Here is a 26,242-nt window from a genome sequence, read left to right as displayed (position 1 = left end):
GCGGCACTTCAAATTTCTGCTTCAGGCAAATTCAAGCACGATCATAATCTAATACACCTTTCCGCTCGGGAAGTGCTGCGCCTTGGTCCGCAGGCTACGGTCGAACGTATCCTAGAACGTGTTAAAGGCGCCGACCACCTTTTCTTGTCATTCGATATCGATGCCATCGACCCAGCTTATGCACCGGGAGCGGGTGCTCATGAACCAGGCGGTATCAGCTAGGACGAGGCGCTGCAGATGGTCGAATTGCTGGCGCCTCACTGCGCGGCGATGGCCATTACCGATGGTTAACCCTACTAAGGATGTAGGCGACACGAACTCAACGCTGGCGGCTTATCTTGCCGTTTCCTTTGCCGTATACGGCAGCCAGGGTAGCGCTGGTAGTTAACTGACACACTCTGCTCATGCCTCCTGCTGGCAGAGTGTTCCTCCGACAGACGTTTGTGCAATGCCTGCTTGGATGACTGTCTACATACGTTGCAGCGTTTTATGCTAAGGCTTTAGCGCTCCTGCCTACATCGAATCTACAAACGTCACCGTATCAGCAATTTGCCAGGCCATACTGAGCCGACATGTAAGAAAAGGACTTTGAATTTTATGTGCTGGGGTATACGCACATAGGGATCAATGAGATACATACCGCAGAAGGCTAGGTCTGTCTCTTCGTGGCGATCAATCGCACCTCGAAGTTTGTCTATGCCAAGTTGTACGAGTAGATGATGCGCAAGACTGCGGTCAGCTTTCTAGAAGCCACGCTTAAAGCGTTACCTTTTAAGGTGCACGCGGTGCTGTGCCGAGAATGACATCAAGTTTTCCAAAAAGAGCAGTATGGAAAGCTACAGAGCTCATTTTTTCAATATAGTCTGCTACCGCCACGGCATCGAGCGTCGGCTAGCCAAACTGTTTCATGTCTGGACCAGTGGCCAGCTTGCACGTATGAAACGCACGATCAAGCAGGGCATCATCAGGGCATTGCAATACCATATTGTTGGACAGCTGCAGGATCATACGAAGGATTATATTTGCGCCTTTAACAGTGCTTGTCCTGAGAAAGGCAAACACCTATTGGTTTTATCCTCCAGCAATAGCACAAACAGCCGTAGCTCTTTTCAACTGACCTAACCCCCTTTTTTCCGTGACCTAACAATTACTTGGGATTCACCACCCTAGTGCCATTCGCTATTTCGTTTCGGCAGGTGATTCGCGAGAGGTAATGCTATCTACCGCCCTGAATTCTAGCGACTAACCGCATCTTAAGGGGCTTCAAAAAATTTTTACTTTCCAATGAGGTAAATACGTTTTACATCAGAGCAATAAATGAGATCATCTCTCATTTGCATTTATATGGATTAGAGACACGCCTAAAATGAATCTAAACATTAAAGCGGCACAGGGATCTGTACATCTTCCGCGACCATTATGTAGCTCTGGTATGCTTATCATGGTATTGGCCCAACCGTTATATGCCGCGGAAGCTCCTAATGTGGTGGAGGCACTGGACCTAGGTAACAGCACTATTGACGCCACCGGCCCTACTACTTCTGAAAAAAGTCAAGTCAGCTATCAGGCCTCGCGCGCGTCCGTTGCCACCCGTACCGAGACTCCCTTGGTCGAAGTAGCTCAATCAGTCAATGTGGTTACCAACCGTGTCATCGAAGACCGCGCGCCGCAGAGTCTGGATGAGGCCATCAACCCGGTCAGTGGTGTCAAGCAGGGTAATACCTTGGGGGGTACCCAGGACGCGATTCAAAAGCGTGGCTTCGGCACCAATCGCGACAACTCAATCATGCGTGACGGCATGCAATCTGTACAGGCACGCAATTTCACACCTACAACTGAGCGCATTGAAGTCCTTAAAGGACCTGCGTCCATGCTTTATGGAGTGCAAGACCCTGGTGGCGTAATCAATGTGGTAACCAAGAAACCGCAACTGTACTCGGGTCACTCAATCTCTGCATGGGGCACAAGCTTTGGCGGTGGAGGCACTCAAGTCGACAGTACCGGTCCACTAGGTGATTCCGGGTTGGCCTATCGCGTGATTCTTGATGATCAGCATTATGACTACTGGCGAAATTTTGGCGACATCGATCAAACGGTAATTGCTCCATCCATCGCCTGGTACGGTGAAGACACCAATGTACTGGTGGCCTATGAGCATATGGAATATTCGGTGCCCTTCGACCGCGGTACACAGATCAATCCGCTCACAGGGAAAGTACTGGACATCCCACGTACTCGTCGTCTGGACGAGGCATTCAATGTCACCACTGGACGCTCCGACGCCTTGACTGTACGCCTCGAACGACAGCTGGATGAATATTGGAAACTCAATGTCGGTTATGGTTATAGCCGTAATTACTATAACGACTACCAATCGCGCTTCGTGTCAGCTGATTACACCACTGGAGTGGTTACCCGGCGCGGCGACGCAACCCGTGATGCCAAACAATTCGCTCATACGGCGACCATCAATGCGTTGGGTAATGTGGAGTGGGGCGGTTTCAAGCATGAAATCCTGGTCGGCGCAGACTACATGAAAAACGAACGTACACTCGGTGACCTGATTCGAAACGCTAACGATACCAGCTTCAATTACAACAATCCGGTTTATGGACAGGTACCGATTCCAAGCCGTGTAAGCGCAGCGAACAGTGATCAGACCGACAAACTGAATACCTATGCTCTCTTTGTACAGGACTCCATGCACCTGAACGACCACTGGATTCTCCAAGGTGGTCTGCGCTATGACCAGTTCGACGAGCTGACAGGAAAAGGGCGCCCCTTCGTGGTCGGCGCAGACGTGAAGGACAGCAAAGTAGTGCCGCGCCTAGGTCTGGTCTACATGATCCAGCCGGACTGGTCAGTCTACGGCAGCTATACAGAATCCTTCCGCCCTAATACGTCAGTCGCCACTCCTATTGGCGACTTGCCGCCAGAAGAAGGCAAGTCGTACGAAATCGGTACCAAGTTTCAAAATGACCGCATCACCGCAACTCTGGCGGCGTTCAATATCGTTAAGAAAAATGTTCAAACCAGCGAAGCCTGTGGTGATGAGACCTGCACACGTGTGTCTGGCAAGGTGCGCTCACGTGGGATTGAGGTGGATATCACTGGCGAGATCAATGAATACTGGAGCCTGATAGGCAGCTACGCCTTCACTGATACTGAAGTTTTGGAAGACCCGATCCTCGAAGGCCAACCTATTGATGGGGTTTCCAAGCATACCGCTTCGCTTTATCTGACCCGCGACTTTGGTCGTGTTGGTATCGGTGAATTGCGCGCAGGCGCCGGTGCTCGCTACATGAGCCGTTGGGGCGTTAACAATGGTGCCGAGGGAGCAGGCAATGTTGAATATTACCTGCCGTCCGCCAAGGTGACCGATGCCTTCGTGTCTTACAAGATGGCCTTCGATAAGGCAGATCTGACACTGCAGTTCAATCTGAAAAATATTTTTGACGAGCACTACTACGTCTCCAGTAGCGGGCTAGGTTCGCCATCCATCGTTATAGGTGAGCCACGCCAGTTAGTGGGCAAGGCTACGCTGGCTTTCTAATCGACTTAGCCTTTGCATACCACTTTATCAAGGATCTGTATGCACCATTCAATTCTACGAGGCCTCGGCCTAGTATGTGCTCTATCGTTCATGGCTACAGCACAGGCCGCTCCGCTGACCGAGCCGACCCTATCAGTATATGAGCCACATGACGTGGCTATTTCTAGCACTGCACGCTACCTAACCCCCGATGGAACAATCCGCATTGGAGGTGCCGAACATGTAAATTACATCGTTGAGCGCTTCAATAGTGAGCTGCAGAAAAGTCACCCTCACTGGCGTTTTCAGGTCGAATCCAAAGGCACCACCAGTGCGGTACCACTACTAACCCACGGCGTTACGTTGTTTGGTGCCATGGGACGCGCTATCAATCCTCTCGAAACGTCTGCCTACCGTAAGATCGTCGGCGTTGCCCCATTGGAAATACGGATAGCCTACACGAGTGACGACACCTCTCAGCATTTAGCGACGTCATTGGCAGTGTATGTCAACCGCGCCAACCCCTTGGCTAGCCTGTCGGCCGAACAAGTAGCACAGATCCTTAGCGTTGGTAATCCAGAAGGCGATTTTTCACGCTGGGGTCAACTTGGCCTGACCGGCGTCTGGCAAGAGCGGGCTATTCATCCTTACGGCACACCTGAATTCACCGGTTTTGGTACCTACATGCAGGCAACCCACCTGCACGACCGGCCACTTGCGCAAAACTACGAAGCCTACGGTAACACCGAGGAAATCCTAAAGCGGCTGGCAGACGACCCTGCTGGACTTGGAGTAGCGGCTATTGGCCTGGAAAATGAAGAGATCAAACAATTAGCTATCTTCAACCCCAACGATCACAGCTTGGCCACAGGCACCCCTGCCGAAGTTACCGCTGCCCTTTATCCCTACGGACGTTACCTTTACTTCTATCTGCGTCGTGAGCCGGGTCAAACTATCGACCCGCTGGTCAAGGAGTACATGCGCTTTGTCCTATCTCGCCAAGGTCAACAGATTATCGCTAGCCAACCGAAAGGCTATTTTCCTCTTACCGCGAAAGATGCCCAGGCTGAATTAGCTAAACTTGACGAGGTTGCTGCACCATGATTTGTGTACGTTCAATTTTTATTGTGCCTTTTTTACTTGTTGGCTCATTAACAGCCTGTGCTGCACACTTACAACCACCGACTCACGCAAGTTATCTGACGTCCGACGGGGCCATCGCCATCATTGGGAATGATGGCATGGAGGAGCTTATCAATGAACTTAACGCCTTGTTTGTTCGCTATCATCCAGGCTTTAAATTCGCCGTCACGGCTAAAGGATCATCGGTGGGCATGCCAGCCTTGACTGCTGGTGCCACGGCTATCGCCCCGATGTCGAGGGAGCCTTGGGTGGGCGAGGCTAATGGCTACAAGCAGGTCATGGGGCACGAGCCCTTAGATATCCGCATCGGTTACTCAGGCCATGGACCACGCAATAATGGCAAAACGCCCCCTGCTGTATATCTGCATCCCGATAATCCGCTGGCCTCCCTCACGGTACAGCAGCTAGCCAAAATAGTTACGTCAGGCCAACCCGGCGGTGACATCAATACCTGGGGACAACTGGGCATGGACGGTGAATGGAAGGACCGGCGCATTCATATTTATGGTCTACGCGACAATGGTGGCTTTGCTACCAATCAACGCCTCGACAAATTCGGCGGACTGCCTTTCAGCCCACGCTACGAACCGTTGCCTAGCCGTGAATCAATTTTGCGCGCTGTGGCTAATGATCCCTATAGCATCGGTCTCACTGGATGGGTAAAAGCTGCCGACACAGCGCCGCAATTAAGGACTCTACCAATTAGTGCCGTACCAGGTACCCAACCTCGTACGCCCAGCTATGAAGATGTTGCTGGGGGCGCTTATCCGTTGTCTTCATACCTACATCTTTTCGTAACGTTGGAACCAGGCCAGTCTCTTGAGCCCTTTATCAAGGAATACCTCCGACTTGCTCTATCCGAAGAAGGTCAGAAACTGGTTCGTCTGCAGACGTCTACAGTCGAAGGCTATGTTCCCTTGAGCTTAGAGGATCTAGCGCAAGAGCGTCATAAATTAGAAGAGCTATGACGGCATACACTATCTCTTTTCATATAAAATTGGTTTCGATCAACATGGCCAGCATGTTATGTGATCAACCTTGTTAGATGGGCTTTAGGTTTTGATTTGCTAGGCTGTCTTTTCTGTGTGGATACAGGGATAACAGGCCGTTACGAATTGGGTGATCAATCATGGGCGCTGATTAGCGATCTGGTTTCTCACAGGCAGCAGCGGGGACGACGCTGCAAGAATGATAGCCTAATGCCTAACGGCGTCTTTTGGGTACTGTTTTCAGGGGCGAAGTGGCATGATCTACCACGCCACTTTGGCGCCGGGCAAACGGTCTATCACCGTTTTCGTATCTGGCGAAACCGCTTGCTGTTAAGGCTCTGCTCAAACAGCTTTATTTGGATCTGAGGCAGGACGCTCGTATTGATCTGGGTACCTAGATGCTTGACACAACCTCTATCCTGCAACGCGTGCCGCACTCAGGTGCTCCTAAGACCAAACGCAGAGACGCAGTTGTGGCGGCCTGGCAGGCAAGCTTCATCTTAGCTGCGAAACCCATGGCGTACCCTTGAGCTTTGCTAGTTCGCCTGGCCATCATCTCCTACGTCAGATGCATCGCCGCCCCAGCAGGCCTGCCTATCGTAAGCGCAATGTTATCGAGCGGCTCTTTAGCTGGTTTAAGGAGCATCGCCGGATAGCCACCCGTTTCGAGAAGCTCGCCACAGCTTTGAAATCATGATTTCTCTGGCTTGCCTGTAAATTTGCTTGAGAAAGTCTTTTAGAAAGAGTCTAGTAGTTAGGTTAATTAAATCTTTCGCTGTAGGGTATGATACCCAAGCAAACGCCTCGCTTCCTTTAGGGTTTTTCCCTCTGCGATTACTGATCGTATATTTGCTTCAACCTGCTCGATTTCATGGGCACAATTAGCGACTTCCCTTGCTTTGTCTCTTGCTACGACAACCACGCCGTTGGCATCAGCAATCACTATATCTCGGTCTGATACACGTGCCTGACCAATCGAAACTGTTTGATTAACCGCCTCTACTTGAACGCGATCCTTGCCTGTACGCATGAATCTGCCCTTAGTGAAAAGAGGATATCCATCGTTCAAGGCCCTATTGACGTCTCGGCAGACACCATCTATTACCGTTGCTGCTATTTTTTTGGACGCAGCATATTGAGTCATAATATCGCCCCACACTGTACAATCTGTGCGGCCATTATTGTCGATCATTACCACATCGCCATACGCAACATCTTCAATAAAATCACCTACAGTACCAGGTGGAACATTGGCACTTTCGTAACGAACAGTGAATGCTGGACCTACGATAACTTTGGAATAGTTATCAAGGGGTACCACACCAAAACATTGACCTGGTAGGCCAAGCTTGTCCAGAGCATCCGAAACGCTGGGAGTATCAAGTCCTGCAAATAAATCTACCAGCTCTTTATCTTCTGGTCTCATCAATAATCCCCTTGTATTTATATATACATGCCGTAAATAGGTCTTTTCAGCAACAGTATATTTGAAAGTAATTGCTCATTTAATTAACTATGATTTGCGTGAGGGATTGGTTCGGCGATAGTCAGCAAAAGTATAAAACTTGTGAAAGAACCAATTGCAAGGAATATAAAAACATAACTCCAACCGTAACTATCTAACAGAATACCTGTTAGTAGTGGACTAGCCGCAGCACCTAGCTGGCCGACCATATTTACAATTGCATTTGCTATTGGGAAACTAATTTTAGAAACCAATCCCATTGGATAGGACATATACGAGGAAAAGCCCAGGCTCAAAACGATGCCAGTAAGCATCAGTAATAGTCCGTAAGGTAGCGGCTCTGCCGGGGAGTTAATCAGCAGGTACATCATCAAGGAGGTACCGAGTGCAGATGTAAGCATGCCTGGCTTGCGTCGCCCACCAAGAAGTCGGTCGGAGACGTATCCTCCTAACAAATTTCCTATGACGGCACCTACCCATGGAGCGGCAGATACTAGACCCATGTTGATAATGGAGAAGCCTTTTACTGTCATCAGATAAGTAGGAATCCAGGTAAGAAGTACACTGGAAACGCCAAGTTGAAAGCAGTAACTGGATGCGCAACCCCAGATATTCCAAGACTTGAATACCTCATGAGTTGAATTAAGTGGTGTTTCAACACGCCTTTTGATGAATACGTCAAGACGCTGTAACCAGCGCACCGAAGGCGCATTTTTGAAGTTATCGTCCTGCTGAATGAGCGGCTTCTTATCAAGGATGTAATCCAGTTCCGCCTGGTTGACGAACCGACTTTTCGATGGATGGTCTGCGACTAGAAAATACCAGACGGCCGACAGGACAATGCCTGGTATAGCGAAAAAGAAGAATATTTCTCGCCATCCCCATGTTGAGATAATGATAGCGCAGAGAGGTGGGACGATCACTGGACCAAATTTCACGGCAGATAAGAATATGCCAGACGCAATGCCTTTTTCTTTTGCTGGAAACCAGTTATTGATGGTAGACGTCATGCTGATTGGTAATGGCCCTTCGGCAAGACCTAAACCAAACCGATATATTTTAAGCGCTAGCAACGATCCGGCTGTGCCGACAAGACCGGTCAATATAGATGTTAAAATCATTGCACTGGGAAGAATCTTGCTGACACTCATGCGAGCAAATGCGAAGCCAGCCGGGATCTGAGCAAGGGCGTAGGCCAGTAGAAAGAGGCTCATAAGACCACCAGCCTCCGCATTTGTCATTTCAAATTCTTTGCGAATGAATGGCATGGCTACACCGAGGTTAGCCCTGTCTGCGGCAGCGACGGTGTAAATAACAAATATCAGTCCTGCTACTGCCCAGCGATAGCTACTAGGAGTCATCGTCTTGGCAATCTTTGAATAAGCCATCGTGCAACCCTTATTGTTGTTGGTATAAGGGCATAATCTAGTGTGGTTGAAACTCTAGAAAAAGCGACAAATACTCAAGCTTAACGATCGCTTTTGGTAATGTTTTGCTAGGATATTGAGTCAGTGCCATGCAGTTTATCAACCGTTAAACAACACTAAACGTATTACAGTTGGGCTATTCATAGGATCTGGCGTAATGATTTAATAACTATTCTTTCAGTCTGGGTTTTATCATGATTACCTTAAAACAGCTTGAAGCCATCTTTTGGATTGTTGAACTGGGTAGTTTTGAAGCCGCCTCGGTGAAGCTGAATATGTCACAGTCGGCTGTATCCAAACGCGTGCAGGAGCTTGAAGATACCTTTGACGTTCGTTTATTCGATCGCTCTAAACGCACTGCTAAGCTGACTGAAAAAGGTGAAGATCTCTTTGAGTATGCTGTAGAAATGCTGCGTCAGCGAGATTGCCTCTTGGAAAGCATCAGTTCCAAAGCAGCTTTGGTAAAGCGTTACCGCCTGGGCGTGACAGAACTCACAGCATTAACGTGGCTGCCTGCATTAGTCGAAGAAATTCGCCTGGCATACCCCAAAGTGGCTCTTGAGCCATCCATAGAACTTAGCTCGGAATTATTCAAAAAGCTGGAAAATAATCAGATAGATCTGATTATTGTACCTGACATATTTGCCGACCCTCGTTATGTAATTAAACCACTCAAAAGTGTGAAAAATGTATGGATGACCGCGCCCGGTCTATACAAGGGCGAAGAGTTTATGAGTTTGCAATCCTTGGCCTTCTATACGGTGCTGACTCAGGGGGGAAGTTCTGGCACCGGGTTAATATATGAGCGCTGGCTCGCCGAAAACCAAGTTAGATTGAATCGAACCCTTACCAGTAACTATCTGATAGCCCAGGTGGGACTGACCATTTCTGGAGTTGGTATTAGTTACTTGCCGTACGAATGTCTGAAGCCACTAATTAGCCAAGACCGTTTGAAGGTCATAGAAACTCGACCTGCGTTGCCCGAAATTCAATATACCGCTGTGCATCGTGCTGATCGTTTCCAAGGGCTGAGCCTTGCTATTTCAAGGCTTGCAGAGCAATGCTGCGACTTTAGTCGATTGATTCTGGAGCCCTAATCAAAAGTCTAGAATAAATACAAAAAGTGATGATATTTCATAAATAAATATCGCTAAACGTATTTATCTGGCTTCCCTAATATAAGCTCATCTAACTGAGTTCATCTGTTTGGAGGTTGTTATGTCTTTCCTAGGCTCTCGCATCTTTGCCTCCCCATCTCTCGCTCCTGCCGACCTTGTTGAAGCTTTTCGCACTGTCGTGACTCCTCATATCAGTGACAACTTGGGACGTCATATCGGTGCGAGAGGAATAAATCGCTATAACCGCACAGGTAAGCTTGTGGGCACTGCTTTGACCGTCAAGACACGGCCAGGTGACAACCTACTGGTTTACAAAGCGTTAACCTTGCTGCAAGCAGGCCACGTATTGGTAATTGATGCGCAAGGTGATGGTACTAATGCAGTGATTGGTGAGCTAATTAAGCTGTATGCTCAGCAACGAGGCTGTGTAGGTTTTGTTGTCGATGGCGCTATTCGCGATGTGGCAAGTTTCGAAGATACGCCTTGTTACGCGCGTAGCGTTGTTCACTGCGGTCCTTACAAAAGTGGGCCGGGTGAGATCAATGTCCCGGTGTCTATTGGTGGAATGATTGTAAGTCCTGGCGATATCATCGTAGGTGATGAAGATGGTTTGGTTTCATTCGCGCAAGCTGATGCTGAACAGATATTGATAAGGGCACATGCTCACGAAGCCCATGAGCTCAAAGTAAAGGCCGAAATAGCAACCGGTGCGATTGATCAATCCTGGCTAACTACAGTACTCAATAATGCTGGTCTGGCGAGCTAGAAAGGAATGAGTAAACATTAGATATGTAGCCAGCATGTTAGCGTATTGAATCTCCAAAGCCGGCACAATGGTTTCCCGTATCAGGCTGATATTTCCTGGTGATCCCGAGGCTTCAATTGATGCACCAAAAGGCCGCTCAGCAAGGCGCTATCATCCTTGGGATATCAGTAAAGATGCTGTTTTAAACCTAGCAAGACAGCTTAGGGCTTGTCTGAAAAGTCGCGTTTGTTAGCCTGATGTCGTTGGAGCAAGCGGAGGCAGACATGACAGGTCGTTACGAGCTTTCGAATCAGCGCTGGGCATTGATTGAAGACATCGTTTCTCCTCCCCAGACCATGGGCCGTCCTCGCCGGGATGATCGACGGATGCTCAATGGTATCTTCTGGATCCTTTGCTCCGGCGCCAAATGGCGTGATCTACCCGAACGCTACGGCCCTTGGAAAACGATCTATCAGCGTCTTCGCCAATGGCGGGACGACGGCACGTTTGAGCGCGTATTGACTCTTCTGCATCTGCGGCTTCGCCAGGATGGCTTTATCGATCTGGATACCTGGATGGTGGACTCTACCACCATTCGAGCTACCCGTGCCGCGGTAGGAGGCGGAAAAAATGGGGCCCGGACGAACCTGTAGATCATTGCCTGGGACGCAGCCGGGGTGGGTTAGGTACCAAGATTCACCTGCTTTGCGATGCCAATGGTTATCCGCTGAGCTTTACCCTCTCGCCTGGTCAGCAGGCCGATTCGCGCAACTTTATTCCGTTACTGGATCAGGTACGTCTTCCTGGCTCTCAGGGCAGACCACGCAAGCGTTGCCGGACAGTGATCGCAGACAAGGGCTACGATAGTGAAGGGTTGCGTCGCTATTTCGACCGCTTCGGTATGCAGCCGGTGATTGCCCAGCGCACGATGCACCGCAAGCCCCGGCCAGGTCTGCCTCGCCTGTTTGATAGGCCCAAGTATCAACAGCGTAACGTAATCGAACGGCTATTCGGTTGGTTAAAGGAGAAGCGTCGGCGCTGTACTCGCTTTGACAAGCTGGCTAACAGCTTCAAGGCCATGGTAACGCTGGCCTGCATCGAGCGATGCATGCATGCCGACTTTTCAGACAAACCCTAGTGTGATGAATTACAACTACCAAGCATAAGTATCGTCTGGAGAATGAGTACTCAAAACTGACTCGAGGAGGCATGCGATGAGAACAGGCCGTCCTGCTGTACAGATCACACTAACCAAGCAAGAACATGCTTAACCAGGAAGCCGAGGTTGGAGTGAAGTGGGCCTGATAGCGTGGATATGGGGATAGCCAAGCCTTTATCTGCTTGGTCTTGTGTACCGTATAGTTACCCATGATCACGGCGAGTTTCTTGTCGAAACCTTTGCGCAATATTTACTCCACGTGTCTTGAGTGGCATGGAGACGCCCGGATAATCAACGCCAAGCCAAACCGGGCTAAAACGTTGTTAAATAACTCCTATGTACTTCAGATGGCTTTCTTCTCTTGCTCTACTTTTGCTGGGCACGCTTGCAAATGCTGATACTGTCTGGCTCAAGAATGGCGACAAAATGACAGGTACTATCAGGCTACTTGATAGTAAAAAATTGCTTCTTCAAACGGAGTATGGCGGCGATGTGCCTATCGATTGGGATAAGGTCAAGACGTTACAACGCGACACGCCTGTCATGATTACGCGCAGTAAAAATAACCATACCCAAATGGTTCAGGCGCTTAAGGCAGCTGATGATGCCAAAATTACCGTTCAGACAGAGAGCGAGACCCAGACCATACCGTTAGAGAGTATTTCCCAGATCATACCTCCTAAACCCTTTCTTCATGACTTTAGCTGGAAAGGTAATATTGACGTCGGGCTGGATTATATCAATTCATCTTCATCGGATAGCGAGGACTACGATGTCGATTTTAAGACCCAAGCCCGTCATGGAATGTGGCGGCACAACGCGACAGGGAGTTATGACCGCTACGAAAGCAACGGATCTGTCTCAACCGACAACTACTCACTCGAATACGCGCTGGATCGGTTCTTTACCGAGAAGCTCTTCTGGCAAAGCCGCCTAGAGTACAAGCGTGATTGGGTTGAGGATGTAACAAAGCAGCGTGTTATTGGTACCGGTCCAGGCTACCAATTCTGGGATAACGAATTAGGTGCATTTTCGCTAATCGGATTGCTCAACCAGAACCGCTTCGACTTCATAGATGGGGGTTCTAGAGAGTTCTATTCTGCCAACCTCAAATGGAACTACACTCGAAATCTATATGGGCAAACAGTACAGGTATTCACGACAGGGGAGGTTGGCCGTCCCCTAAATGGTATAGCGGATTTTACTTTCGACGGAGAAATGGGGCTTCGCTATAAAGTTACTAATTGGGCGTCATTGAACCTAAAGGCTTCTAGATCTCTGATCAGCGGCGCGCCCGGTGACACTGATCAGACAGAATATACTGTGGGTTTTGGTATCACTTGGTAAAGGAGCGTGTCGCGCAAGTCAATGGTAACTCTGCAGCCAAGCTCAAAGTGTAAAGCCTAATTACGGCCTAATCAGTCTAAAATATCGGGTTATTATCCATAAACTTAAATCTTCCGCGCTAGATGGTAGCGCGGCTAGAGCTAACTTCACGTAGAAAGCTTCAGCTAGCCATGCAAAATGCTCAGAGCCAAGATCATGCCCACCACATAGCTGCTGAGCATTCACTTCACTCACCGACCACGACCTTAGACTCAGCGAGTTTCATGCTTCTACTTCCTGGTTGGGTGAAAGCTCACAAAATAAAGACTGCATCTACTCGGTTTATTCAAGAAGTCTTATTGGCGAATCTTATTAGTAACTCAATTAAGAAAGTCCTTGGTTGACTAAGGTCTCTGCTCTAACGAACCCTCAGGCTTAAGCCAAGAAATTGCGTTATGGTTTAACCATGTTTGAGCAACAGAGGAGCGCTTAACAGTTGCATCTAGGAAGGCCGTCGTGACGGCACGCAGAAAGGCAACCTGTCTTGGGTTAAAACGCGCCTCATCATTCTGGCCATGTCCAAAGCGCGGTGGCTCTCCCATCTCGCCACCGGGGCCCCTTCTGCCACCTCCTGGCCCACCCATGCTGCCTGAAGGGTCGCCCATGCCACCAACTGGTCGTCTTTCTCCTGGAGAGCTTTCTTTATTTTTTCGACTGGCTGTCACGGGAAATACAGAACCGCTGAATCCCGCATGCTCTGCTGTGCTAAGAATCAACTGGTAGCTGCCTGATGTCTGGATATTCTGCCAAAGTTTTAAACGTTGCCCAGCCGTGCGGACCCAATTAAAGGGATCCTCATCTAATGGCCCAGTAGCGGTCAGTACGGGTACTCGTATAGAGGTAAAGCGTATCGGATCAGTGCCATCCTTTACATACGGACTAAGTAGGATTGCAGCCACAGGCTTGAGTTGAAGGACAGGCAGTGGTTGCTCTGAGATATGTTCACCCGCTAGCGCTGCTGCGGTTTGTGCACCTATATCGTAGCCAGCCACGATAACCTGTTCCCAGTTGATGCCTGGCTGTTGCGCTTTTAATCTCTGACGAGCCTCGTTAAAAGCCTGACTGATCAAACTTACTCGGGTCACCAACTCGCTGTCGGCATAGTAACGTTGGGCAAGGCTGCGGAAGCTACCGGCCTGGGCTTCACGACTGGAATAGATCTCACGACCCAAGGTGGTTGGTTGCAGACTTATAACTGCGTAGCCAGCTTGAGCCCAGGCCTCTCGCCATAAACGGCCCGACTCGCTATTTTCGCCCAGACCAGGCAGATAGATAATAACGGGTGCGCCTTGCGCTGAAGCCGGTAACAGCCAGGAGACGTCTATGGATTGCTGATCGATAATCCAGCGCTCATGCCAACCTGATACAGGTTTCAATTCTTCCGGTGAATAGCCGGTTTTCTGTAATAGCTGTACAGACGAAGCCAGGTCTGATTTTCCCTTGGGGCCATGCTCTGATGAACAGGCAGTCAATAGGGTAGTTATGAGCGTAAGCCCAATACAGGATAATGTAAGCCCACGTAATTTTATCATGTTGTCTTTCAGGTGATACCAGTTAGGCAACCATGATGCCAAACGCCGTCCGGCATCGACGTCAGCTAAGCGTAACGTTACAGTAAAGACGGCGTTACAACCCTTAGTGCAAGATCATCCTAAATGGATGCTTGGGCGCTAGTACACTCTGAAAGTAGCTTTATGTAGGAATAGTTTTCCAACCTTTACCGTCTCGTTGGTACATCTTTACCTCCAAACAAGCATACTGGTCGCCGCTGGCAGGCTCCCTCTCTTGCCAGTACTGCTTTTAGCAATGAGCAAGTCTTCATTCCCAATAGCGTCGTCGCTAGCAACTCCAGAAATGATAGTGGCTATTGGGGATGATTTTATTTCACTGACCCATCAGCACCCGTTGTCGGTTTATCAGGTGCTACGACCACCTCTGTTACAGGCTTCCTTTCATATAGTCAGAAGCGTGTTAGCCACAGCCGATAAGACACCTTGATGTATCGTCTGAAATACCTGAGCTTATGGAACAATTGACCTATGTAGCTCGCACAATATGCTCATTGGTACTCACAATGAGGATTGATGCCGACTCAACACGCTTACAAGCCAGCCGCCACTGGTAAAGTCATAAAGGCTTGGACAATGCTTATTTATAGGCGATCCCGAGACACCACATAACTGATATGCATCACTCTACAAATCGATTGTATTAGTCACAGTTTACCGATCGTGTTTGGATCCAAGAGATGCATGACGGTAGCCATCGTTTTCAGGTCAATGCCTAGCTCGGCCGCCAAGAGTGCCAGATACCGATAAATATCATAAATATAAAGGTGACTTATGCGACTTGGCTGGTACTCCCATCTGGACAAACGGGAAAAACGAACCTATTGGGCTTGTTTCGGTGGCTTTACCCTCGACTCGATGGACTCGACTATTTATGCCCTAGTCATGCCTGTTCTACTGACAGTATTGGGCATGAGCAAATCAGACGCAGGAATTCTCAGTTCTGTTGCATTGATAGGTAGCGCATTAGGAGGCTGGTCAGCAGGTGTGTTAGCCGATCGTTATGGCCGCATTAGAGTCATGCAATGGACAGTTGTCTGGGTAGCAACCTTCACCTTTCTAGCGGCTTTTTGCTCAAGCTTTTGGGAGTTTCTCCCTGTACGTTTTCTTCAGGGGGTCGGTTATGGCGGGGAAGCCGTAGTAGGGGCAGTTCTTATAAGTGAGGCGATTAAGCCTGCCCTACGCGGGCGGGTAGCTGCCTCTATCCAAAGCGGCTATGCAATAGGGTATGCCATCTCACTTGGGGCTATGCCAGTAGTCTTTTATCTATTTCCAGAAGACGTCGCTTGGCGCGCCTTCTTTGCCATTGGGTTATTACCTGCATTACTAGTATGGTTTATCCGTCGCTTGGTGCCTGAATCGGATACCTTTAACAAAGCGCGGGCTCGAGATAAAAAAGTCGATATTCGAGTTATTTTTGGAGCTAGGCACCGTCGAGTAACATTTATCAGTACAGTCTTAGCAAGTGGCATCTTTGGCGGGGCCTATATCATGATTACATGGTTACCCACCTACATGCGTACGGTCTTGAATCTACCAATAGCTTCAACTTCTGGGTATTTAGCTGTAAATATTATTGGATCGCTTGTTGGTCCTTTTATTTATGGCCTGATTAGTGACAGAGTCGGTCGCGGCAAAACCTTTATGTTGTTCCTAATATGCCAGGCACTAGTCGTGTCCATTTATATGTTTGCAAACGTGAGCATGACAATTATTCTAGGATTAGGTCTGCTTCTCGGAGCCTTTCAAGGTGGGTTGGCTTCAGGACTCCCTCTTACATTTTCAGAATTATATCCTACGAGTATTCGGGCCAACGGCGCAGGGTTCTGTACCAGCTTCGGACGTGGTTTCGGTTCGATCATGCCTGCCGCTGTCGGTTTTGCAGCAGCGCATATAGGACTGGAAACCGCTATGGGAGCATTTGCCATTGGTTCATATACCGTTGGTTTCATCGCAGCCTTATGTCTCCCAAATGCTACCGGTGTAGATTTGGGCGCAGTTGACGCAGCTCATGAAATCGATACATTGGTAAATAAAGAAATAAACTCGCCTCAGACCAAGCATCAGGCCACTTCGTAAGGCTTAACGAATCGACAGTTGGCATGCCAACAAATGACATCTAATAGCCTGGGTTATTCTAGCCTGGGTTATTCTTGAGCTAGCAACGATCATGCGCATACCATGTTTCCGCTTTAGAGCCGCTAACAAAATCCTCTTGAACTAAGCCTGGCTATGTCCACGATAGAGGTATGAGACATCGCAAAGAGCTTACGGCTGCGCTGTGGAAGCGCATCAAGCCGTTATTACCAGAGCATAGACTCTCACCCAAAGGTGGTCGCCCTCGTCTGGATGACGAGCTCGCCCTTAATGGCATCGTATTTGTCCTGCGTACCGGCCCTCCTTGGGAAGATCTACCCCAGGAGCTTGGCTATGGCAGCGGTATGACCTGCTGGAGGCGTCTTAAGCAATGGCAAGCGTGCGGTGTCTGGCACCGCTTGCATCGTGTCTTGCTCGAAGAGCTGCGCGACGCCGATCGTTTGGATCTGAGCCGGGCCAGTGTGGATGCTGCCAGCGTATCCAGCCCCGGGGGCCTATGCACCGGCCCAAACCCGACAGATCGAGGCAAACTTGGCAGCAAGCGGCACCTGATTACCGACTGCAACGGTGTGCCGCTAGCCTTCAATGTCAGTGGAGCTAATTGACATGACTCGATTATGTTCGAGCCGCTGGTTGATGCCTTACCAACACCTGGAGACAAACCAGGTAGAGCCAGGCGTTGGCCTGAGAAGCTACACGCTGACAAAGCGTATGACATAGAGCGCTACCACAGACATCTGCGCACGCGAGGAATCGCTGATCGAATTGCCCGGAAAGGAGTAGATAGCAAGCAACGACTTGGCCAGCATCGCTGGGTGGTAGAGCGTACCCATGCCTGGTTGGCCGGTATGGGCAAGCTGCGTATCCGTTTTGAGCGCAGGCTTGACACTCACCGAGCCCTGTTATCGCTGGCGTGCAGCATCATCTGTCTGCGGTCATTGGAGAGGTCTTGTTAGGGCTCTTGATACTGTCTTGACCAAATTCCGTATTGGACAATAGGCCGCCGCGTCGATGCTGCAGACAAGCCTAACGAGTCAGCTTAGAGTGCTATCCTTGCTACAGTTGAGTTTGGTTTAAGCTTAGGGTCTATCTGAAAAACACTAGATTGTCATCATGAACATTCTGGATTACTTTTCTAACTTATTGATCTTCCGTACGGCAAGACGCTAAAAAGAATCTATAGGGCGGTAACAAGACTTTTCAGACAGACCCTAGGAGCAATCCATTAAATGTACGGCAGGGTACTCAGCTAAGCTCCAATCCCATCGATTCGTTTGTTTCGTGCCATATACAAGAAATCCAGTCCCAGAAGGAAATGGAAGCCGATGTGCCATCCAGATTGCATGAAGACTATCGAAGAAACGATGAAACGTTCAATGAGCCGGCGCGGCTTTATTGGAACAAGCCTGGCAGCCACCTGTGCCGCAGGGCTTGGCAACATTGCCACGGTTGATTCGCTTGCTGCAGCCGAAACCAATTCAAAGGTCAAAACTAGGCCGCCCGTTTCATTCACACGCGTTGTCGATTTGACGCATCTTCTGTTTGAAGGATTCCCCACCTACGATGGGGCCAAATGGTTCACCAAAGAACCTGTGTTCTCCTATGCGCAAGACAAGATGAATATCAATCGCTGGAGCGTTGTAGAGCATACTGGCACTCATATGGATGCGCCGCTACATTTCTCAGCGGACGGCCTTAGTATTGATGAAATTCCTATTAGTGACCTTGTCGTGCCGCTTGTTGTTATTGATATCTCTGAACGTGCTCAAACGGATCCGGACGCCACAGTTACTCCTGATGATATTCATTTGTGGGAGAAGCAGTATGGAGATTTGCCCATGGGTTGCTGTGTTGTTATGAATTCAGGTTGGCACCGTCTGTCGAAGTCCCCGCGATTCACAGGCAAAGACAGTGAGGGCAAATATCATACGCCAGGATTTGCCTTGGAAACTGCGCAAATGCTAATACATGAGCGGTTCGTAAAAGGGATCGGTGTTGACACGCTGTCGCTCGATACCGGTATTTCCACAGGCACTTTCCCGGTCCATAACCTCTGGTTACCCAGCGGTCGCTGGGGAATCGAAGCTCTGGCGCATCTTGATGAAGTGCCAGCATACGGTGCACATCTCGTAGTTGGAGGGCCGAAAGTGGAGGGCGCAACCGGTGGTCCTAGTAGAATAATGGCATTGGTATAGCGCCACACATGATCGCTATGTAGAGTGGTTACCGCTTTAAGTTTAGCCTATGAAGTGTCGCGCCTAGTTCATTCAGCGTAAAAGCTCGCTAGATCGCCTGCGTAGGCTGAGACTGGGTAGACCTCCTCGCAGTACTCGCTTATCACGTGTAGACATGATCGTAAGCCCGGCCTGTTTCCTCACTGACTTTGCTCCGCCCTTCTAGGCAAACTATCAATACACGTCATGGCATGCGAATAAAGCCTATCGCCCAGCCAGAAACTTGGCCATTACTTTGTAATGACGAAGCTGTCCAGCTGTCCCGATAATCTAGAGGCTTTTATCTACTCGCTCTCGTCATACAGTGTTTTGGAGGGAATTTGTCCTCTGGTCTCCCTAAAGTCTTCTAGACCAATTGTCTTGATTAGCGCAACAAAGTTTTGTTCTTGATAATAGTGACAGAATGTCGCGGGCCTAGCTCTTTTGCTATCATTTATTAACCATCTGGTTAGTTCATAAATCTTATCAGTAAGGAAGAGGTTGGGGCGTAGAGGAACGCCGAGATCTAGAACTCCCTTGAAATTATCTGACAGCCACGATGCATACCGTCCTTCTGGAGCTATGGGAAGTGCCCCTTGAGCTCTTTGTGAATCAATTAGGTTTATCAAAATGAACAGTTCTCAACCTTTGGCACCTGCCCGTAGGTGGCCCGTCTGGTTTGCCGCGTTAGGAGTGCTGATTTTTGGCCTGCCTTTTACTGTCGGCGGTGGATATTTAATTACCCTAGGTGGCAGTTGGTACTTCCTGTTAACCGGTCTAGTCCTACTAGTGTCGGCCGTCTTGCTATTCAGGCAGCGCCTCTTGGGTGCCTGGCTGTTCGGAGCAGTTGTGGTGTTGACTGCAATATGGGCGCTGGCAGATGCTGGACTTACCTTTTGGCCTCTAATGTCTCGCCTATTTGCCTTGGCAGTATTAAGTCTGGTCGTGGCGCTGGCTTATCCAACCTTGCGCCAAATCAATGGCCTGAATGGTGGTCGTAGTGGCTACGTACTGAGCGGTTTGCTTGCACTTAGTATTGTGGCTGGCTTTGGAGGAATGTTTATTCCCCATGCCTCTGTCTCGCCAACGGGAGCAGGGCCAGGTCTGACACAGGTGGATCCTGCTAAGGCTCAGAAAAACTGGGAGCATTATGGCAACGACGTAGGCGGCAGCCGCTTTGCTGCGCTTGATCAGATCAATCGTACTAACGTATCTAAGCTGGTTCCAGCCTGGACGTATCGAACCGGTGACATTGCGCTGAGCGATGGTAACGGTGCAGAAGACCAGATGACCCCGCTACAGGTCGGTAATAAGGTATTTATCTGCACGCCGCACAACAACCTTATCGCATTGGATGCTGACACAGGGAAACCACTGTGGAAAAAAGAGATCAACGCTCAGTCCAAGGTGTGGCAGCGTTGTCGTGGCCTTGCGTATTTGGATTCGACAGCAGCCATTGCTCAGCCTTCTGATGGCAGTGCGCCTGTTCAACCAGTATCGGTACCGACAGGTGCCAACTGTCAGCGTCGCCTGTTGACCAATACCATTGATGCACGATTGATTGCCGTGGACGCTGATACCGGTCAGTTCTGCCAGGGCTTTGGTAACAATGGTCAGGTTGATTTGAAGGCTGGTCTGGGCGATGTGCCCAACTCTTACTATCAACTGTCTTCAGCCCCCCTGATGGCAGGTACTACCGTGGTTGTAGGTGGCCGTGTCGCCGATAACGTTCAGGCCGACATGCCTGGTGGCGTAATCCGGGGCTTTGATGTGATCACTGGCGCCATGCGTTGGGCCTTCGACCCGGGCAATCCTCAGGATAAGCAGGCTCCAGCAGCAGGTAGCACCTATGTGCGCAGCACGCCCAACAGCTGGGCGCCAATGTCCTATGACCCTGCGATGAATACGGTGTTTCTGCCAATGGGTAGCTCATCCACTGACATTTATGGCGTAGAGCGTACCGCACTGGATCATACGTACGGCGCATCCATTCTGGCATTGAACGCTACTACGGGCGAAGAAAAGTGGGTTTACCAAACTGTTCATAATGATTTGTGGGATTTCGATGTCCCTATGCAGCCAAGTCTTATGGACTTCACCAAGCCTGACGGTAGCAAGGTTCCTGCTCTTGTCATCGGAACCAAAGCAGGCCAGATCTTTGTACTGGATCGCGCAACGGGAAAGCCTCTGACTAAAGTTGAAGAAATCCCGGTCAAGGCCTCTGATATACCTAACGAGCCATACTCACCAACCCAACCCCTGTCGGTAGGCATGCCTCAGATTGGCACCCAGCATCTGAGCGAGTCGGACATGTGGGGCGCCACTCCGTTTGATCAAATGCTGTGCAGGATTGCCTTTAAAAAGATGCGGTACGACGGCCTGTATACAGCGCCTGGGACCGATGTCTCCTTAAGCTTTCCAGGCTCTTTAGGCGGCATGAACTGGGGCAGTATTTCAACCGATCCTGTACATGGCTTTATCTTTGTCAATGACATGCGTCTTGGTTTGTGGATTCAGATGATTCCCTCTGCCAATCAGGCCCCCAAGGCTCCTGCTTCGGGTGCCACCGCAGGCGAAGCGCTTAATACAGGTATGGGCGCGGTCCCGCTCAAAGGTACACCTTATGCCGTAAACAAGAACCGATTCCTGTCGCTCGCGGGTATTCCCTGCCAAGCACCTCCTTACGGGACGCTAAGTGCTATCGACATGAACACCCAAAAGGTTGCCTGGCAAGTACCCGTGGGTACTGTCGAGGATACTGGCCCGATGGGAATCAAGATGCACCTGCCGCTTCCGATCGGCATGCCGACCTTGGGTGGAACGCTGTCAACCCAGGGTGGTCTGGTGTTTATTGCTGGGACTCAGGACTACTATCTGCGCGCCTTTAACTCTGCAAACGGTAAGGAGATCTGGAAGGCCCGACTGCCTGTTGGAAGTCAGGGTGGCCCAATGACATTTATTTCACCCAAAACTGGCAGGCAGTACGTGGTTATTACGGCTGGTGGTGCCCGCCAGTCACCCGACCGCGGTGATTACGTGATCGCCTATGCGCTTCCCGAAAAGTAATCCTACATAAGGGCCCGACAAAAGCTAAAAAGCACGGCAGTGGTTTGCCTACTGTCTTTAGAAAGTAATTGAGGCATCCTTAAGTGGCTCTACTGCCTGTAGAGCCACCCTTTAAACGGTTGTTTGCAGATAGTGTAGTGGTCTAATAAAACCGGACACCCATTTAGGCGAGAATGCTCGCCAGATAGAGGTGTCTGATGACCAAACAACGTCGTTCCTTTTCCGCCGAATTCAAACGCGAGGCCGCAGGCCTCGTGCTCGATCAAGGCTATAGCCATGTCGAAGCCAGCCGCTCGCTTGGGGCGGTCGAGTCCACGTTGTGTCGTTGGGTTAGTCAACTTTAGCAGGAGCGCAACGGCGTTACTCCGCAGAGCAAGGCACTGACTCCTGAGCAGCAGAAAACCCAGGAACTGGAAGCTCGAATCGCTCGCCTTTAACGGGAGAAATCCATTTTAAAGGTTACCGCGCTTTTCATAGTGGAAGATCACGAGCGCACGCGCTGATTGATCAGCTGAGCGTCCAAGAGCCGGTCGATTGGCTCTGCACTGTCTTTGACATTACTCGCTCGTGTTACTAGTCTCACCGCCTCAGGCGCTGAACGCCGGACATTGAGCGGCTTCGGTTGCGCAGTCGGGTCAACAAACTGTTTGCGCAAAGTCGAAGCGCCGCCCTTAGCCGCAGCATCATGTCGATGGTGCAGGAGGACGATGAGCAAATTGGGCGGTTCAAGGTGCGAGGCCTGATGCGGGAACTGGAGTTGGTTAGCAAGCAACCTGGATCACGTGCCTATAAACAAGCGACGGTTGAGCGGCCTGACGTTCCGAACATTTTGAATCGAGAGTTTGATATGCCGGCGCCGGATCAGGTCTGGTGTAGCGACATCACCTACATCTGGGTTCAAGGGAAATGGCATTACCTAGCTGTTGTTCTGGATGTTTGCACACGACGAATTGTGGGTTGGGCGCTGTCAAATAAGCCGGATGCTGATCTTGTCATCAAGGCACTGGATATGGTTTACGAACAGCGTGGCAGGCCTCAAGGACTGCTGTTTCACTCGGATCAGGGCTCGCAATATAGGAGTCGCCAGTTTCGCCAACGGCTCTGGCATTACCGCATGTGCCAAAGCATGAGCCGTCTTAGAAACTGCTGGGATAATGCGCCAATGGAGCGTGTATTTTGCAGCTTGAAAACTGAATGGATACCGACTGTGGGCTACATGACAGGTCAAGAAGCGCACCGCGACATCATTCATTACCTGATGCATCGATACAACTGGATTGAACAGCACCAGTTCAACAATGGGCTGGCCCCAGCTCAAGCCGAGAAAAAACTTAACGTCGTGTCCGGGATTAGTTGACCACTACAGGCATCACCTAAGCAGGCTTCATCCAAGAAGCGAGATAAGCAGGGACCTGTTACCAGGATATCTCCTTTATCAGGTGTGATTCCATGTCGCTCCAGCGCCATCAGGCAAAGCATGGCGGTGTATCCGGCAGTACCGATTGCCATGGCCTGGTGTTCGTCGAGCCCGGACGGTAGCGGGATCAGCCAATCACCCTGTACGCTGGCCTTTTGAGCCAGTCCACCCCAATGGCTTTCACCAACGCCCCATCCATTGAGCAGCACTCGGTCTCCGGCCTTGTACCGTGGATGGGTACTTTCCTCAACGATCCCGGCAAAGTCTATTCCAGGCACCATGGGAAATTTGCGCACTACAGGGCTATTCCCTGTCATAGCCAATCCGTCTTTGAAATTCAGCGTGCTATAGGAAACACGCACCGTCACATTCCCTTCAGGAAACTGGTCTTCGCTCATATCAGCCAGCCGAGCGTTGTAGGTTGATGCATTCTTGTCGATGAGAATTGCTTTAGACATCATGCCTCACATTTAGACCGATCGCCTATAACGAGGCAGAAGCAATTACGCTCTAATGCCATTCGAAAACCATCAATAAAAAACCTAGGGGGCTGCAGCGTCTTAGACAGTCGTGCGCCTAGCATAGCTTTTTCCCAGCAAATCCAGAAGTAAGCCGCCAAATCATCATCTCGCATCTAGGCCGCAGCTACCTCACTTTTGCTGCCTCGCAAAGACATTCACAGCCAAACGCCGCTGCCAATCAAGCAGGATCGCTTTTAGCTGAGAGCAAAAACTACTTGGCAAAACGAGCAGATCCTGGCAAAGGTTGCCGACTAGCTCTTTTGTAGGAACTTGTACTTGGCGATGCCAATTTTGGCATCCTCGACACAGTTTTTAGCTGCTTTATAAGATCAACGCTTTCATCTAATAATCAGTGGTCAAGCTTGCGTGTGAAGTAAGCCGCGTAGCTCCTGAGTACTACCTGGCCAAAGGCTTCCTAACGATGATTAGAGGTAATTACCCATGTGTTGTAAAGCTGAGCGTTGTACCAAAGCGTTACTATGGCTACAAACATTCTCTGGCGAGTATGCTCCCGCTCCGCTAATCGCAGGAGCAACTAGAAAGAGTGTTTTTTAGGCGCGGGCCGGTTTGGATGCTTTTACCTTACCAACCCGTGGCCGGAACGGAAGGGTTAGCAGGAAAAAGAGTGTCTTCCAGTCGAGTAACTTTAGTGCCGCCCGCGCTTCTTCCGGACGCAGCCGGGCAGTCATGGGCATTGCACTGAAAATCTTACCCTTGATAACTAGTTCATCACCGTCGCGCTCGATCTGACTGACTGCCATCAGTTCGCTCTTGTCGTTTCCATAAATTTTCATATCAGTTCCTCGTTACGCGATCGAAATCAATGTCTAGGTCGTCAAAAATCTTGATGGCAGTTGCTCGGCCTGCTCCAAAGACCCCACCACCGGGATGCATGAAGGGGCCAACCAGGTACAGGCCTTCTACTCCGGGTACGGAAAGGCGGCCCAGGTCGGGGGTAGGGCGATGAGCAAAGCATTGATAGAAATAAGGAGCCACTCCGTGAACATCACCCTTGACCATGGAATTTGGTGAGCTGCGCTCCAGATCCAGGGGCGAACACAGGGTCCGGGCAATAATATTGTCAGGGGTAAGGTTTTTCACAAACTTGCGATAAGCCGCCAGACTTAGATCACCAAACTCTTCCTTATACTCGTCCCAGCGTGCCGCACCACCCTCCGCCAGACTGTAAGGCGCAAACGTCATACCATGAAACATGCCTTTACCAGGTGGAACCCGAGTAGGGTCGTTGATGCTCTCATCGCCACCTGCAACCAAGCGACGCTGTGACACACGTCCACGCCGCAGTTCGTCAAAGTCGTCCAGCATTTCGCTCAACTTATCCGTACTAAGCATGGTTAGCATGGTGGCACGTCCTACATCGGGGCCTGCATAGAACTCAGCCTGACGATGCAAGTCGTAATGGCTGACAAACAGGCTGAAGGGTGCCAGCGTCGCGCGCTCAGCTCGAGCTACCACACCGGGATCCAGTCCATCCACAAAACGCTTGATTACGTGTGGGTGCAGGGCCCCTATCACAGCATCGCAGGCCTCAATACGCTCGCCATCCGCCAGCTCGACCCCTATGGCGCGCCCTCCGGACATGATCACCTTGCGCACCTCTGCCTCACAGCGAATTTCGCCTCCGTAGTGTGTGATACAGCGTGCAAGCGCTTCGGACAGCTTTCCACTTCCGCCAACGGGCTGGGAAACACCATAGGCGTGCATGATGCCGACAAAAACATAGACACCCATGCCTGTGCCTAACTCGTCAGGCATCTGTAAGTTTTCGGCAATGACCCGCAGCAGGTGAATCTTCACCTTGTCGTTTTCAAAGGCGTTATCGACGATGTCCAGGGTACTGCGTTGCATGGCGTCCAGCAGCTCACGGCCTTCCTGGCTCTGGTCGAGCATGGCGACCATGGCCCCCATGGGAAGAGGCGGAGAATAGAAGCCGGAAAGAAACATTGGGATCAACTCTATTGCCTTGGTAGCTAGCCGGCGATAAGCCTCGGCATCGCGTGGGGACACCTTGGAAATGGATTCACAGGTCTTATCGAGATCACGGTAAGTGATGATAGAGCTGCCATCATCAAAAACTGTTGCATGGGGGATATCGGAGTAGTTGTACTCCAGACCAAAGCGTGACTTCAGCCCCAGCTCGTCTTGGGTGAGCAGGGGGTTTCCCTGAATCATGATATGTACACTGGAGTGCTCGTCGTGCCAGAAGCCGGGTGTGTTGAGCTGGCGAGTAGAAACGCCACCTCCCACATAGCTCTTGCGTTCAAGAACGATGATTTTCTTGCCAGCCTTGGCTAGGTAAGCGGCTGCTACCAAGCCATTATGTCCGCCGCCAATAGCGACGATGTCGTACTGACTCATAGAGATCTTCCATTGTT

At 50.2% G+C, this 26,242-nt stretch carries 19 protein-coding genes and 3 pseudogenes; 16 read left to right on the top strand and 6 right to left on the bottom strand.

Annotation, left to right across the window (positions count from 1 at the left end):
- The first annotated feature begins 12 nt into the window (after nt 1-12).
- From EAW52_RS27065 to EAW52_RS27055, 7 genes are all read left to right on the top strand, one after another.
- Entirely contained in the window at nt 13-222 is a 210-nt protein-coding gene (locus tag EAW52_RS27065) for an arginase family protein (RefSeq protein ID WP_218567957.1), read from the top strand.
- A 606-nt stretch (nt 223-828) separates the two neighbouring features.
- Nucleotides 829-1,122, top strand: a complete 294-nt coding sequence (locus EAW52_RS25480; RefSeq protein WP_122044619.1) for a hypothetical protein — start codon at nt 829-831, stop codon at nt 1,120-1,122.
- A gap of 310 nt (nt 1,123-1,432) precedes the next feature.
- On the top strand, nt 1,433-3,553 hold the full coding sequence (locus EAW52_RS25475) for a TonB-dependent siderophore receptor (RefSeq protein ID WP_122044618.1): 2,121 nt from the start codon (nt 1,433-1,435) through the stop codon (nt 3,551-3,553).
- A 90-nt stretch (nt 3,554-3,643) separates the two neighbouring features.
- Nucleotides 3,644-4,636, top strand: a complete 993-nt coding sequence (locus EAW52_RS25470) for a PstS family phosphate ABC transporter substrate-binding protein (RefSeq protein ID WP_256680692.1) — start codon at nt 3,644-3,646, stop codon at nt 4,634-4,636.
- The gene (locus EAW52_RS25465; RefSeq protein ID WP_122044616.1) at nt 4,633-5,643 is read left to right on the top strand and encodes a PstS family phosphate ABC transporter substrate-binding protein; all 1,011 of its coding nucleotides are present in this window, start codon (nt 4,633-4,635) and stop codon (nt 5,641-5,643) included. Before EAW52_RS25470 ends, EAW52_RS25465 begins: the two co-directional genes overlap by 4 nt.
- A 60-nt stretch (nt 5,644-5,703) precedes the next feature.
- Entirely contained in the window at nt 5,704-6,030 is a 327-nt protein-coding gene (locus tag EAW52_RS27060) for a transposase (RefSeq protein ID WP_372238873.1), read from the top strand.
- 115 nt (nt 6,031-6,145) lie between these two features.
- Nucleotides 6,146-6,361 (top strand): transposase, encoded by a 216-nt coding sequence (locus EAW52_RS27055; protein WP_372238940.1) that lies wholly within the window; start codon nt 6,146-6,148, stop codon nt 6,359-6,361.
- A gap of 66 nt (nt 6,362-6,427) precedes the next feature.
- On the opposite strand, the gene EAW52_RS25455 is transcribed toward EAW52_RS27055, so the two are convergent.
- Together EAW52_RS25455 and EAW52_RS25450 are read right to left on the bottom strand one after the other, a co-directional pair.
- Nucleotides 6,428-7,090 (bottom strand): RraA family protein, encoded by a 663-nt coding sequence (locus EAW52_RS25455; protein WP_122044615.1) that lies wholly within the window; start codon nt 7,088-7,090, stop codon nt 6,428-6,430.
- Between the two features lie 83 nt (nt 7,091-7,173).
- The gene (locus EAW52_RS25450; RefSeq protein ID WP_256680691.1) at nt 7,174-8,517 is read right to left on the bottom strand and encodes an MFS transporter; all 1,344 of its coding nucleotides are present in this window, start codon (nt 8,515-8,517) and stop codon (nt 7,174-7,176) included.
- 233 nt (nt 8,518-8,750) lie between these two features.
- On the opposite strand from EAW52_RS25450, the gene EAW52_RS25445 reads away from it, so the two are divergent.
- The 4 genes from EAW52_RS25445 to EAW52_RS25425 all read left to right on the top strand — a co-directional run bounded on the left by EAW52_RS25445 (nt 8,751) and on the right by EAW52_RS25425 (nt 12,925).
- Complete coding sequence (locus tag EAW52_RS25445; RefSeq protein WP_122044614.1) at nt 8,751-9,653, top strand: LysR family transcriptional regulator; 903 nt, start codon at nt 8,751-8,753, stop codon at nt 9,651-9,653.
- Between the two features lie 121 nt (nt 9,654-9,774).
- A complete protein-coding gene (locus tag EAW52_RS25440) occupies nt 9,775-10,440 on the top strand; it encodes an RraA family protein (RefSeq protein WP_122044613.1) in 666 nt (221 codons plus the stop codon).
- Nucleotides 10,441-10,703: 263 nt separating this feature from the next.
- Nucleotides 10,704-11,557, top strand: a protein-coding gene (locus tag EAW52_RS25435) for an IS5 family transposase (RefSeq protein ID WP_122044612.1) whose coding sequence is annotated in 2 segments (ribosomal slippage) — nt 10,704-11,052 and nt 11,052-11,557 — 855 coding nt in all. Because the reading frame shifts where the segments join, the coding sequence is not laid out codon by codon here.
- Nucleotides 11,558-11,914: 357 nt separating this feature from the next.
- Nucleotides 11,915-12,925 (top strand): DUF481 domain-containing protein, encoded by a 1,011-nt coding sequence (locus tag EAW52_RS25425; RefSeq protein WP_122044611.1) that lies wholly within the window; start codon nt 11,915-11,917, stop codon nt 12,923-12,925.
- A 383-nt stretch (nt 12,926-13,308) separates the two neighbouring features.
- Here EAW52_RS25425 and EAW52_RS25420 read toward each other — a convergent pair whose 3' ends face one another.
- Nucleotides 13,309-14,496 carry an alpha/beta hydrolase gene (locus EAW52_RS25420; RefSeq protein WP_162997742.1) on the bottom strand — a complete coding sequence of 396 codons (1,188 nt, stop codon included), beginning with the start codon at nt 14,494-14,496 and terminating at the stop codon, nt 13,309-13,311.
- A gap of 810 nt (nt 14,497-15,306) precedes the next feature.
- Here EAW52_RS25420 and EAW52_RS25415 point away from each other — a divergent pair.
- From EAW52_RS25415 to EAW52_RS25395, 5 genes and pseudogenes are all read left to right on the top strand, one after another.
- Nucleotides 15,307-16,611: an MFS transporter gene (locus EAW52_RS25415; RefSeq protein ID WP_122044609.1), complete on the top strand. Its 1,305-nt coding sequence runs from the start codon at nt 15,307-15,309 to the stop codon at nt 16,609-16,611.
- 170 nt (nt 16,612-16,781) lie between these two features.
- Nucleotides 16,782-17,585, top strand: a pseudogene (locus EAW52_RS25410) (IS5 family transposase).
- A 387-nt stretch (nt 17,586-17,972) separates the two neighbouring features.
- Complete coding sequence (locus EAW52_RS25405) at nt 17,973-18,824, top strand: cyclase family protein (protein ID WP_218567913.1); 852 nt, start codon at nt 17,973-17,975, stop codon at nt 18,822-18,824.
- Nucleotides 18,825-19,472: 648 nt separating this feature from the next.
- The gene (locus EAW52_RS25400; protein ID WP_122044607.1) at nt 19,473-21,908 is read left to right on the top strand and encodes a glucose/quinate/shikimate family membrane-bound PQQ-dependent dehydrogenase; all 2,436 of its coding nucleotides are present in this window, start codon (nt 19,473-19,475) and stop codon (nt 21,906-21,908) included.
- 197 nt (nt 21,909-22,105) lie between these two features.
- Nucleotides 22,106-23,265 (top strand): annotated as a pseudogene (locus tag EAW52_RS25395) (IS3 family transposase).
- 53 nt (nt 23,266-23,318) lie between these two features.
- On the opposite strand, the pseudogene EAW52_RS25390 reads toward EAW52_RS25395, so the two are convergent.
- The 3 genes and pseudogenes from EAW52_RS25390 to EAW52_RS25370 all read right to left on the bottom strand — a co-directional run.
- Nucleotides 23,319-23,783 (bottom strand): annotated as a pseudogene (locus EAW52_RS25390) (alcohol dehydrogenase catalytic domain-containing protein); the annotation flags it as partial.
- A gap of 614 nt (nt 23,784-24,397) precedes the next feature.
- Nucleotides 24,398-24,640: a hypothetical protein gene (locus tag EAW52_RS25375; RefSeq protein ID WP_122044604.1), complete on the bottom strand. Its 243-nt coding sequence runs from the start codon at nt 24,638-24,640 to the stop codon at nt 24,398-24,400.
- A gap of 1 nt (nt 24,641) precedes the next feature.
- Complete coding sequence (locus EAW52_RS25370) at nt 24,642-26,225, bottom strand: NAD(P)/FAD-dependent oxidoreductase (RefSeq protein WP_122044603.1); 1,584 nt, start codon at nt 26,223-26,225, stop codon at nt 24,642-24,644.
- Nucleotides 26,226-26,242: the final 17 nt, after the last annotated feature.

It is taken from the genome of Pseudomonas sp. LTJR-52, from assembly GCF_003691465.1.
GTDB lineage: Bacteria > Pseudomonadota > Gammaproteobacteria > Pseudomonadales > Pseudomonadaceae > Chryseomonas > Chryseomonas luteola.
The sequence above is the reverse complement of the archived record's forward strand: the minus strand, read 5'-3'. Positions and strand labels throughout refer to the sequence as shown.

Coding starts and splice junctions, on each gene's coding strand:
- EAW52_RS25400 (WP_122044607.1), top strand. CDS start 19,473: ATGAACAGTTCTCAACCTTTGGCACCTGCCCGTAGGTGGCCCGTCTGG.
- EAW52_RS25405 (WP_218567913.1), top strand. CDS start 17,973: ATGAAGACTATCGAAGAAACGATGAAACGTTCAATGAGCCGGCGCGGC.
- EAW52_RS25475 (WP_122044618.1), top strand. CDS start 1,433: ATGCTTATCATGGTATTGGCCCAACCGTTATATGCCGCGGAAGCTCCT.
- EAW52_RS25445 (WP_122044614.1), top strand. CDS start 8,751: ATGATTACCTTAAAACAGCTTGAAGCCATCTTTTGGATTGTTGAACTG.
- EAW52_RS25375 (WP_122044604.1), bottom strand. CDS start 24,640: ATGAAAATTTATGGAAACGACAAGAGCGAACTGATGGCAGTCAGTCAG.
- EAW52_RS25415 (WP_122044609.1), top strand. CDS start 15,307: ATGCGACTTGGCTGGTACTCCCATCTGGACAAACGGGAAAAACGAACC.
- EAW52_RS25450 (WP_256680691.1), bottom strand. CDS start 8,517: ATGGCTTATTCAAAGATTGCCAAGACGATGACTCCTAGTAGCTATCGC.
- EAW52_RS25420 (WP_162997742.1), bottom strand. CDS start 14,496: ATGATAAAATTACGTGGGCTTACATTATCCTGTATTGGGCTTACGCTC.
- EAW52_RS25425 (WP_122044611.1), top strand. CDS start 11,915: ATGTACTTCAGATGGCTTTCTTCTCTTGCTCTACTTTTGCTGGGCACG.
- EAW52_RS25480 (WP_122044619.1), top strand. CDS start 829: ATGGAAAGCTACAGAGCTCATTTTTTCAATATAGTCTGCTACCGCCAC.
- EAW52_RS25470 (WP_256680692.1), top strand. CDS start 3,644: ATGGCTACAGCACAGGCCGCTCCGCTGACCGAGCCGACCCTATCAGTA.
- EAW52_RS25465 (WP_122044616.1), top strand. CDS start 4,633: ATGATTTGTGTACGTTCAATTTTTATTGTGCCTTTTTTACTTGTTGGC.
- EAW52_RS25455 (WP_122044615.1), bottom strand. CDS start 7,090: ATGAGACCAGAAGATAAAGAGCTGGTAGATTTATTTGCAGGACTTGAT.
- EAW52_RS25370 (WP_122044603.1), bottom strand. CDS start 26,225: ATGAGTCAGTACGACATCGTCGCTATTGGCGGCGGACATAATGGCTTG.
- EAW52_RS25440 (WP_122044613.1), top strand. CDS start 9,775: ATGTCTTTCCTAGGCTCTCGCATCTTTGCCTCCCCATCTCTCGCTCCT.